11 protein-coding genes are annotated in these 10031 nt (G+C 68.3%); 1 reads left to right on the forward strand and 10 read right to left on the reverse strand.

Annotated features, from left to right (window positions below; translation table 11 throughout):
* Positions 1–32: 32 nt before the first annotated feature.
* From ABZX22_RS42530 to pabB, 10 genes are all read right to left on the reverse strand, one after another.
* A complete protein-coding gene (locus tag ABZX22_RS42530; protein WP_354922146.1) occupies positions 33–260 on the reverse strand; it encodes a phosphopantetheine-binding protein in 228 nt (75 codons plus the stop codon).
* Between the two features lie 55 nt (positions 261–315).
* Positions 316–1575, reverse strand: a complete 1260-nt coding sequence (locus ABZX22_RS42535; protein ID WP_354922149.1) for an ATP-grasp domain-containing protein — start codon at positions 1573–1575, stop codon at positions 316–318.
* A 76-nt stretch (positions 1576–1651) separates the two neighbouring features.
* The gene (locus ABZX22_RS42540) at positions 1652–2410 is read right to left on the reverse strand and encodes a glycosyltransferase family 25 protein (protein WP_354922152.1); all 759 of its coding nucleotides are present in this window, start codon (positions 2408–2410) and stop codon (positions 1652–1654) included.
* 1 nt (position 2411) lies between these two features.
* Positions 2412–3482, reverse strand: coding sequence for a glycosyltransferase family 4 protein (locus ABZX22_RS42545; RefSeq protein WP_354922155.1), 1071 nt, complete (start codon positions 3480–3482; stop codon positions 2412–2414).
* Positions 3479–4405: a branched-chain amino acid transaminase gene (locus ABZX22_RS42550; RefSeq protein ID WP_354922158.1), complete on the reverse strand. Its 927-nt coding sequence runs from the start codon at positions 4403–4405 to the stop codon at positions 3479–3481. The genes ABZX22_RS42545 and ABZX22_RS42550 overlap by 4 nt, the downstream gene beginning before the upstream one ends.
* A complete protein-coding gene (locus ABZX22_RS42555) occupies positions 4402–4983 on the reverse strand; it encodes a hypothetical protein (RefSeq protein WP_354922161.1) in 582 nt (193 codons plus the stop codon). The genes ABZX22_RS42550 and ABZX22_RS42555 overlap by 4 nt, the downstream gene beginning before the upstream one ends.
* Positions 4980–5270 carry a chorismate mutase gene (locus tag ABZX22_RS42560; protein ID WP_354922164.1) on the reverse strand — a complete coding sequence of 97 codons (291 nt, stop codon included), beginning with the start codon at positions 5268–5270 and terminating at the stop codon, positions 4980–4982. The genes ABZX22_RS42555 and ABZX22_RS42560 overlap by 4 nt, the downstream gene beginning before the upstream one ends.
* On the reverse strand, positions 5263–6240 hold the full coding sequence (locus ABZX22_RS42565) for a hypothetical protein (protein WP_354922167.1): 978 nt from the start codon (positions 6238–6240) through the stop codon (positions 5263–5265). The genes ABZX22_RS42560 and ABZX22_RS42565 overlap by 8 nt, the downstream gene beginning before the upstream one ends.
* On the reverse strand, positions 6227–6703 hold the full coding sequence (locus tag ABZX22_RS42570) for a GNAT family N-acetyltransferase (RefSeq protein ID WP_354922169.1): 477 nt from the start codon (positions 6701–6703) through the stop codon (positions 6227–6229). The genes ABZX22_RS42565 and ABZX22_RS42570 overlap by 14 nt, the downstream gene beginning before the upstream one ends.
* Positions 6700–8793, reverse strand: coding sequence for an aminodeoxychorismate synthase component I (pabB, locus tag ABZX22_RS42575; protein WP_354922172.1), 2094 nt, complete (start codon positions 8791–8793; stop codon positions 6700–6702). The genes ABZX22_RS42570 and pabB overlap by 4 nt, the downstream gene beginning before the upstream one ends.
* Positions 8794–9062: 269 nt before the next feature.
* Between pabB and ABZX22_RS42580 the strand changes: the two genes are divergently transcribed.
* Positions 9063–10031: AMP-binding protein (locus tag ABZX22_RS42580; protein ID WP_354922175.1), on the forward strand; the 969-nt coding region annotated here is incomplete at its 3' end.

Below are 10031 nucleotides of genomic sequence, written 5' to 3' on the forward strand. Positions count from 1 at the left end.
GGCGTACGAGGGGCCTGCCGGGTGATGCGATTTCACGAATCTCCGTTGACCCGTTCTGATATGAGCCTGCCGATGCCTTCGCAGGTCGGCGTCTGGAACATCTCGCTCAGGCTGATGAGGGCGCCCGTCCGCTTCCGCAGGGCCGCCAGCGTTCTGGCCGCGTCCATCGAGTCGCCGCCCAGCTCGAAGAAGTCATCCTCCGCGCGGAGGTCGGTCCTGCGCAGGGTGTCTTCCCAGATTTCCATGACCACGCGGGTCATCTCCGCTTCTGCGTCTGTCACGTGCCGGCCCTTCTGTCTTTGTGCCGTGGGCGCGTCATTGCCCGTCGGCGTACTCCACGTGAATGGCTTCGACGTGCGTGGAGGCCGCGTGCAGGGCGGCTTCCGGGGTGGGCGCCAGAGAGATCGCGTAGGCGAGGTGGGAGTCGCGCGGCAGCGGAGGGAGCCGTTCGGGGTCGCGGGTCGCGGTTTCGACGACGGCCGGGGCGGTGACGGCGGGCTCTGTGATCCGCTTGACGCGCCCGCTTCGCTCGGTGAGCAGATCTCGCAGCACGGAGTAGCCGTGGTGGGGGAGCGGCCCCGGCCATGGTTGCGGCTCGCCGAGGTAGATCCGCTGATAGGCGTCGACGACGTCGAACCCCGTGGCCAGCTGGATCAGCCTTCTGAGCCCGCCCCCTGGCAGGCGCGGGTTGATCTCGATGAGCGCCGGCCGGTTCGCCACCACCTTGAACTCGATGTGGGCGGCGCCCCTGCGGTGCCCGACGGCGTTCAGCCAGGCGATGAGGGTCTCCTCGACGGTGCGGTCGAGTTCGGGCCCGAAGCTCCACGGGAAGATGTGCCCGATCTCCCTGCGGACAGGGGGCGGGGTCATCAGGGCGGTGTTGGTCACGCCCAGCAATCGCCAGCATCCCTCGAGGTCGTCCCAGATCAGTTCGCCGCTGTATTCGGGCCCGTCTACGTACTCCTCCACCAGGATCGAGGGGACGCTCTCGGCACCGCCGCTGGTCGCCCGGTAGTAGATGATCGCCTCGTCCACGGCGGCGACGTAGCCCGCGTCGTCGTAGCACACGGACACGCCGTAGCTGGCCCGTCCCACCACCGGCTTCACGACGCACGGGTAGCCGACGGGGGAGGTCTGCCCGGCGTTCTCCGCGACCCGTACGGCGTAGGCGACCGGATGGCCGAGCGGGTTGGTCATTTCCCGGGCGCGGTCCTTGAAAATGCAGTTCTCGATGCCTGTGGGGTCGGCGCATGGAAGGCCCAGGTGCTGGGCGAGCAGGGCGGCGTTCATGATGTGCGCGTCGCTGTAGGAGATCACACCCAGAAGATCGCGCCCTGAATAGCGCGCCAGCAAATCAGGCAGGCTCATGGTGCTGACCGCGTCGACACCGCTGAATCGGTGGATCAGGTCCAACTCCATGGCCAGCGGTTTGGGGTTCGTCTGGAATTCGAAGTCCAGGCTCTTGTCGGGATACTGGGCCGCCAGTCGAATGGGCCGGCCCTGGGAAAGGGCGAGTGCCGCCCCGTAGGACGCGTAATCGCTGAAACCTAGTTCGAGATACAGGAGCTCGCGCAAATGAGCCTCCATATTCATGTGCAATGTGCTATTTCATTGACCCTGGGAGGATGCTAGACAGGCGCTTTGGATCTTGTCAAGAACCCCCGTTTTTCCAGTTCAGGGCCGCTGGAGACGGCAAGAACCCCGAATCTTCCGTATCGCTTCCCGCCTCCTCCTTGGGAAGCTGTTCCACCAACGAGGGGTCGCAGGCGAGCGCGGAAATCCGCCGAGGGAATCTCGCCCGGACGTCCATGCGAGGATGGTCCATATACATGGCGGGCAAGAACTCATCGATAGGGATGATGGCCTTTTCCAGTTCCGCCGCCAGAAGTGCAGTGATCGCCGGGCGGCTCAGGATGTACCCATATGTGCAGTGACTGTAACCCGGGCTGACCATTCCCGGCAGATACGGCCTGTCCTGCTCCAGCGGAACACGGCCGAGATAAACAAGGCCGATCCCGTCGGCACTGCTCAGCGTGGCCGTGGCCGCCGTCAGTCGGTCGACGAAGCCGTCGGCCAGGACGGCGTCGTCCTCAAGAACCATCGCATACGTCTTGTCGGTGGTCAGCGCGTGGCGCCAGCAGGCGAGATGGCTGAGGCTGCAACCGATTTCGCCGAGCTTGAGCGGCCGGTTCCACCAGGGGTTGGCCGACTCGACCTGCCACGGGAAAGGCGACACGGAATGGCGGTCGAGCAGCTCGGGAGAAAGGCTGTGCCCATCGAAGGGCCCTGCCCAATCAGAAGTGAATATCACCGTCATTTCCGGCGGCAGGATGCGCCGCATCCGTGCTCGCCGGTCGGGCCGCCTGCGCAGATTGACCACATACGTTAGCGTCTCGGAGAGCTCGAACATGTCACCTCTCCTCGTGGGCGGCGATCATCCGGCGGTAGAGCGCCTCATAGCGCTGGGCCATCAGCGCGGCCGAATACCTCTCTTCCGCGGCTCTTCTGCAGGCGGCCGGCGAGATCGCCGCCGTCCGCCCGGCGAAGTGGGCGAGTCCGTCCACGTCCGCGGCCAGAAAGCCCGTCACGCCGTGCTCGACGATCTCGGCCGTCGCTCCTCTGCGCAGTCCGACGACCGGTGTGCCGCATGCCAGAGACTCGACGACGGTCAGGCCGAAGGGCTCGTCCCAGTTGGTCGGGACGAGCGTGCAGCGCGCGTTCCCGTACAGTTCGACCTTGGCCTCGAAGCCCACCTCGCCGACCAGTTCCACGTCGTCGCCGAGCAAGGGCTTCACCTTGTCGCGCAGGTAGCGGGCCTCGTACCCGAACTGCACCTCCTTGGTGGCGATGAGCAGCCGCAGCCCGGCCTTCCTGGCGGCGCGGATGGCCAGGTCGACACCCTTGCCGTTCATCATCCGCCCGACGAACAGCGCGTAGTCGCCCTTGCGCGGCCGAAAGCGGAACTCCTCGATTGGGAGCCCGTGGTGGATGACCTGGGCATACCTCAGCTCCGGGGTGGTCGCGCGCTGGGCCGCACTCAGGGCCACCAGGCCCACCCGCTCATGGATCATGCGGTACAGCGACCTGAGGGGTTCTTCCGCGGGCGTGGAGTGCACGGTGTGCACGACGGGCCGGGTGATGGCGGCGAACGCCCCGATCGCCGGGCCGAAGGGGTCGGTGTGATCGTGGATGACGTCGAATTCCCCGGCGTCCCGATAGGCGTGCACCACGTGGTGGAGTTCGAGGGTCGGATCCTCCAGGGATTTCTCCCAGCCGGGAGCCTGCGGGAGGAAGCTTCGCAGCCGGGCCTTGGTCACAGCATCGCCGGGCGCGTACAGGGTCACGTCGTGCCCCCGGCGTACCAGTTCCTCGGTGAGGACGCTGACCATCAGCTCGGTCGCGCCGTACGCGACAGGAGGGGTGCGCTGCCAGACCGGGGAGATGAGCGCGATCCGCAGCGGCCGCTCGGCCGAGCCGTTCACCGCGCACCCGCTCTGACGTGGCCGACCGGGTCGAGCCAGCCGTGGTGTTCCGGTACGCGGCCGCGAACCACGTCCTCGAAGCGTTCTGTCAGGGCCGCGGTCACCGGCCCCGGCGCGTGGAAGGCGGAGTCGTCCAGTTGCCCGACCGGCACGATGCGGGCGCCTGTCCCGGTGAGCAGGATCTCGTCCGCCTGGTGGAGGTCGGCGGGGCGCAGCGGCTGTTCGGCGGTTTCGATGCCGAGGTCGGTCGCGATCGTGCGGATCGTGTCGCGGGTCATCCCGTCCAGCAGGTGGTCGTCCGCGATGGGGGTCAGCAGGCGGCCGCCATGGACCACGAAGACGTTCATGGCGCTGGCCTCGCAGACGAGCCCGCGCTCGTCGAGCATGATCGCTTCGTCGTAGCCTCGGTCGGTGGCCTCGGTCTTGGCCAGCAGGGAGTTCAGATAGTGGCCGGCGGCCTTGGCGCGCGGCACGAGTGACGAGGGGGAGATCCGCGCCCACGGCGACACGGTGACGCGCACGCCGTGCGAGCCGGCGAAGTAGTGGTCGAGCCGCCAGGCGGCGACGGCCACCTCGAGGGTGCTCCCTGTGCTGTCCAGTGCCATGGATCCAGGCCCTCTGAAGACCATCGGACGCACGTACAGGTCTCCGCCGCCGTGCGCGCGCACCACCTCGTGCACCGCCGTACGCAGGGAATCCCGCGACAGCGGCAGCCGCATGCCGTACGCCTCAGCGGAGCGCCGCAGCCGGTCGAGATGATCGTCCAGCCGGAAGAGCGCGCAGCCGAGCCGCCCGTCATAGGCGCGCAGCCCTTCGAAGACGGTGGTGCCGTAATGCAGGGCGTGGCTCATGATGGGCACGGTCGCCTCGGAGGAGTGCTTGACGGTGCCGTCGCGCCATACCAGCGCGTCGTCGGGGCTCATGACCGCGTGCTCGCGTAGAGGTCGGGGCGGACGAGTCCGGTCAGCTCGTCGCGGTACTCCTTTGCCCGCCCGTAGACCAGCCAGCCGGTGTCGACGGGTCCGATGCGTTCGATCACGACCAACCGGTCCGGGTGCTCGCTCGCCCATGACAGGTGGGTGAGCCCCGCCTCGTACCGGCCGGTCAGCAGGCCCTGGCCGATCAGCGGCTTGGCGCGTACGGAGATCAGTTCCGGCCATTCGCCTGGACGCAGGTAGCCGACCGTGGCCGGCATGACCGCGAGGGTACGGGGGACGGGAACGTCCGCGCGGCGGAGGACCGCCATCGGTTTGGTCGGGGCGACGAAGCAGTCCACGACCCTGACCTCGGCCCAGTACCGTTCGGTCACGGCCGCGACGTCGGGGTGGGCCGTGTTCTGCAGCAGGAAGCAGTCCTCGGTGCTCCGTACGGTTTCCAGACCGTCGAGCAGGTCGTCCACCAGGAGGATCTTCGCCTCCGGGATGCCCTGGAAGGTCAGATATCGGCGGAGCGTGTACTCGTGGTCGGTCCCTTCTGGACCGAGGGTGACGAAGGTGGTCACCTGATCTCCCGTGCAGCGTCGATGATCGTGTCTTCGAGCCCGCAGGTGGCCTGGAGCAGGAGGTCGACGAAGGCCTGGGTGAAGGCGGGCGGCGTGCCCTGTTCCGCGCCGCGTGCCCGGTAGTGCTCGTGCACGTGCGCGATCCGGTCGACCTGCATCATGGGGATGGACTCCGCGCGCTTCAGCTCGCCGACCCTCCTGACCACCTCGAACCGCTGGGCGAGCCGGGTGGCGATCTCCTCATCGAGCACGTCGATGCGCTCGCGCAGTCGGGTCAGCTCATCCATGGGCACCACGCTTTCTGGTCAGATCGCCGGATAGTCCTCGTCCGAATTCCGCAGCGCATTCGCTCAGGAAGCCGCGCCGGTATCCGCCCTCCTGCACGATGCAGATCGGCCAGCCGGGGGCGGCGACGGCCGCTGCCACCAGGCCGTACACCCGCGGCGACAGGGTCCAGCCGCCGTGCGGATCGCCGGCCAGGGTGTCGAAGCCGAGGGAGAGGACCAGCGCGTCCGTGCCCCCGTCGGTCAGGCGCCGCACCAGCTCGGCGACCGCGGTCACGTACTCCTGCTCGGACGGCGGCTCCGTCATGTCGAAGCAGAGGTCGGCGGAGACCCCTGCGAGGTCGTCGGTCCACGGGTAGTGCTCCGACGTGGCAGCGTGGATGGACGCGTACGGGCGCCGGGAATGCCGGGCGAGAATGGCCGCGGTCCCGTTGCCGATGTGGAAGTCGAGATCCAGTACGCCGGGGCTGCGGCCATGCCTGGCCAGGGCTTCGACGGCGACGGCGGCGTTGTTCAGGAAGCAGTAGCCGCCCAACCAGTCGGGACCCGCGTGGTGACCAGGCGGCCGGCAGAGAGCATAGGCAGCCTGCCTGCCCTGGGCGACGAGCGCGGCGGCCGTCAGCGCCGTCCGGGCGCCTTCCCAGGCGGCCTGGTAGGTGCCTGTCTGCAGCGGGGTGTCCTGCACCACGCCGGGTGCGGCGCGATTGTCGGGGACGAGGTATTCGCCCTCGGGCAGCTCGGCGCTGGTCGTTTCCAGGTAGCGGAGGTAGTGCGGGGTGTGGACGGCGGACAGGACCTCGTCCAGGTCGTCGTCGGAGGCGCCGGCCGCGGCCGTGCCCCAGCCCGAGCGCCTCAGTCCGTCGGCGATCTCCGCGGTGCGCCCGTCGTCCTCGGCGCCGGCTGTCCGCCCGCCCTCCCTGTTCAGGGTCCAGGGCTGGGCGGGAGGCGCGCCCCTCTGCTCAACCATCAGCATCGGTGATCACCTTCCTCATGCGCAGCCCCAGGTCCTGAAAGCCCCAGGACAGATAGCTCCGATGGGCGGTCGCGAAGGGCGCCGAGCTCGACCGGGGCAGGCCCACCTCGACGACGGTGCAGCCGCGCGCTCTGGCCTTGTCGCACAGGGCGGAGATGAGGGCGCCTGCCACCCCGCGGCCACGCGCGCCAGGATCGACCCAGAGCTCCTGGATGATGGCGTATGGTCCGCCGGTGCGTACGGCGAGCTGGTAGCTGGCCGTGGCAACTCCCAGCGGCTGCCCTTCGTCGTCCACCGCCATCAGCGCCAGTCCGGCCTCCTCGTCGCCGACCAGGTCATGGGCCGCCTGCGAGGCCTGCGGGATCACCGCCGGCTCGCCGCGGAGCTCGCCGACCAGGTTCAGCACCGCGGCCACGAGATAGGGGATGTCCTCTGGGGTGACGTGGCGTACCGACCAGCTCACGCGTGCCTCGCTTCCGCGTATGTCGTGGTGTTGTCCCGGTGGTGCCTGGCGATGGCCATCGCCCTGGCCGGCGCCGTGGCTTTCAGTACGGCCTCGTCGTATTCGGCGTCGGGGTCGGACTGGGCGACGATGGCGCCGCCGGTGCCGATGGTGGTCCCTGCGGGGTCGGCCACCACGGTGCGGATGACGACGGAGAGGTCGGCTGTGCCGTTGAGTGACAGGAATCCGATGGAGCCCGCGTACACTCCGCGGGCGCTGTCCTCCAGCCGGTCGATGATCTGCATGGTGCGCAGCTTGGGCGCGCCGGTCATCGAGCCGGCCGGGAACGCCGCCCGCAGAGCGTCGACCGAGGTGAGCTCGGGGCGCAGCCGGCCGCGGATGGTGGAGACGAGCTGGTGAACGGTTTCGTAGCTCTCCACACCCATGAGCTCGGGCACGTGGACGGTTCCGATCGCGCTGACTCTGCCCAGGTCGTTGCGGACCAGATCGACGATCATCAGGTTCTCCGCCCTGGTCTTCTCGTCCAGGGTCAGCGCCCGCGCGTTGTCCAGGTCGGTCTGGGCGTCGGCGGCGCGGGGCAAGGTTCCCTTGATCGGTTTCGATTCGATCCAGCGCTGCCCGTCGACGCGCAGGAACCGCTCGGGGGAGGAGGAGAGAATCTCGACCTCGTCGAAGCGAAGGTACGCGGCGTACGGCGCGGGATTGATCCGCCGCAGGACGCGGTAGACGTCCAGCGACGGGATTTCGAGCGGCTCAGTACGCACGCGGCCGGTGAGGCAGATCTCGTAGCTCTCGCCGCCGCGGATCTCCTCCAGGCAGGCGCGGACGGCGGCGAGATAGGCCGCCCGTCCCACGCTTGGCTGGACATGATCCGCCTGGATGTGGAGAGGCGGATCCGTCTCCGTCGGCCGGGTCGACGCCGCCAGCAGCCGGACGGTCTCGCTGAACCAGGTCTGCGCGGCCTCCGCGGTGCCGTCCTCACTCAACGCGACGAGATAGACCCGTCGCTCTTCGTGGTCGAATGCGACGAATCTGTCAGCGAAAACCAGGCAGGCGTCAGGATAGGGCGAACGATGCCTGGTAGAACCGCCGCAGTCGGCCTTCAGTTCATATCCAAAATAGCCGACGAATCCGCCGACGAAATCGAAAGGCAGCTCGTCGTGAGCCACGCCCCTCGCCAGAGAGCGATCCAGATAGTCGAAGAGCGTGCCCTGCTGGACTTCCTTTCCCTGTGCGGAATGAATGTGCACTTCTTTGCGTTCGACGCGGTACTTCACCAGTCGGGAAAGCGGTCCGCCATGGGCGCCGAGAAAGGAAAAGCGAGCCTGCCCCGGTTCCGCGCGGCTGCTGTCCAGCCAGAACGCCGCCTGGGTCGTCTCGTGCAATGCGGAGAACACCGTCTCCGGGTCCAGCCATTCCGGTAACGTCGCCACGTGCGCCCGGTACGGCGGAGGCGCCGCCTCCGGCCTGCTCGCGTCGGCGGGAAGCGGGCGCGGGCCGCCGATGGGTGCGGCGGGCCGGCTCAGGTCCCTGAAGTTCTCCAGCAGCCGCATCCCGTGTTCTGTCGCGATGGACTCCGGGTGGAACTGCACGCCCCACTGCGGCCTGAACCGGTGCCGCAACGCCATCACCAGCCCGTCCGCCGTCCACGCGACCGCCTCCAACGACGCGGGCAGGGGCTCGGAGACGATCCAGGAGTGGTAGCGCACCACGCGAAACCCGGCGGGAACGCCGGCGAACAGCTCGCGGCCGTCGTGCCAGACGCGACTCAGCCGGCCGTGCATCGGCTCGGGCGCGAGCTCGACCATGCCGCCCGCCACGGCCGCCATTCCCTGATGCCCCAGGCACACGCCGAGCACGGGAACGTCGGCCTGCCGCAGGACCTCCGCGCACACGCCGAAATCGCCGGGCCGGCCGGGGTGGCCCGGACCGGGAGACAACACGATGTTGTCGAACCGCATGGCTGACAATTCACGCCACGTCGCGGAGTCGTTGCGAATGACGATCGGCTCGCAGCCATTGGCCTCGGCCAACATCTGAAAGAGGTTGAATGTATACGAATCGTAGTTGTCGATCAGAAGTGTACGCATCCGCGACTTTCCTTTTGAGCATGGAACTCCCCGGTCCCACGCCCTGTTGATATCAGCCCCGGTTTCCCCTCGGCAACGCCCGTAGCGGCCAACCGGCGTCATCGCGCCAGCAAACGCGAATATCCCTGCCAGGTTCCTGGCACACCTCTGCCGTTGCCTGCCCTATCTCCTCTCCTGGGATTCCGAAAAGATATGGCCCGGTCGCTTTCTTTCATCGCGAACTCAGGGAGGGGCGATTGACCAGGCTGAGCCGGCCGGGGATTGTCCGTATGTTTCTCGCCGAGACCGCCGCCCGCCCGGACGCGCCCGCGATCCTCGGCGCGGACGGGCGCTGTCTGACCTACCGGCAACTCGACTCCGCCACCGGCGCGCTGGCCGGGTGGCTGGCGGCTCGCGGTGTCGGACCGGGTGATCTGGTGGGGGTGCGGTTACCGCGTGGCCCAGAACTGATCACGGCGATGTTCGGTGTCCTGCGGGCGGGCGCGGCGTACGTACCGCTCGATCCCGCCTATCCGCCCGAGCGGACGGCCCAGATCGTGGCGGACGCCCGGTGCGCGCTCATCCTGGACGAGCTTCCGCCGGCGCTGCCGGAAGCGACCGCACCGGCTGTCGTCACGCACCCTGCCGAGCTGGCCTACCTGATCTACACCAGCGGAAGCAGCGGGCGACCCAAAGGCGTCATGATCAACCACGCTGCCATCGGCGCGTACGCCGCCACGATGGCAGCGGAGTACGGCGTCGGCCCTGACGATCGGTGGTTGCAGTTCTCGTCGACCAGCTTCGATGCCAGCATCGAGGACGTCGCGCTGACGCTGACGTCGGGCGCCGCGCTCGTGCCGCGCACCGACGAGATGCTCGATCCCGCCCAGTTGCTGGCCGCCTGCGACCGGCTGGGGATCACCGTCGTGAACCTGCCCACGGAGTTCTGGCACCAGCTCGTTCGGGTATTGGTGGCCGGCGCGCCCGTTCCCCGATCCCTCCGCCTGGTCCTCATCGGTGGCGAGAAAGCCGGGTCCGGGCCGGTCCAGGCATGGCTCTCCGACGCGCGCCTGCGTCATATCCGGCTGGTAAACGGCTACGGCCCCACAGAGGCCACGATCGCGGCGACCATCCAGACGCTCGAGAGCCTCGACGGCGGTCTGACGGTGCCGATCGGGTCGCCGATCCCCGGTGTCGAGGTTCACCTGCTGGACGCTCATCTCGATCCGGTCCCGACGGGTCATCCGGGGCAGATCTTC

Source organism: Nonomuraea sp. NPDC003804 (assembly GCF_040610675.1).
Classification (GTDB): Bacteria; Actinomycetota; Actinomycetes; order Streptosporangiales; family Streptosporangiaceae; genus Nonomuraea.

Coding starts and splice junctions, on each gene's coding strand:
- ABZX22_RS42530 (WP_354922146.1), bottom strand. CDS start 260: ATGACCCGCGTGGTCATGGAAATCTGGGAAGACACCCTGCGCAGGACC.
- ABZX22_RS42540 (WP_354922152.1), bottom strand. CDS start 2,410: ATGTTCGAGCTCTCCGAGACGCTAACGTATGTGGTCAATCTGCGCAGG.
- ABZX22_RS42550 (WP_354922158.1), bottom strand. CDS start 4,405: ATGAGCCCCGACGACGCGCTGGTATGGCGCGACGGCACCGTCAAGCAC.
- ABZX22_RS42560 (WP_354922164.1), bottom strand. CDS start 5,270: ATGGATGAGCTGACCCGACTGCGCGAGCGCATCGACGTGCTCGATGAG.
- ABZX22_RS42565 (WP_354922167.1), bottom strand. CDS start 6,240: ATGCTGATGGTTGAGCAGAGGGGCGCGCCTCCCGCCCAGCCCTGGACC.
- pabB (WP_354922172.1), bottom strand. CDS start 8,793: ATGCGTACACTTCTGATCGACAACTACGATTCGTATACATTCAACCTC.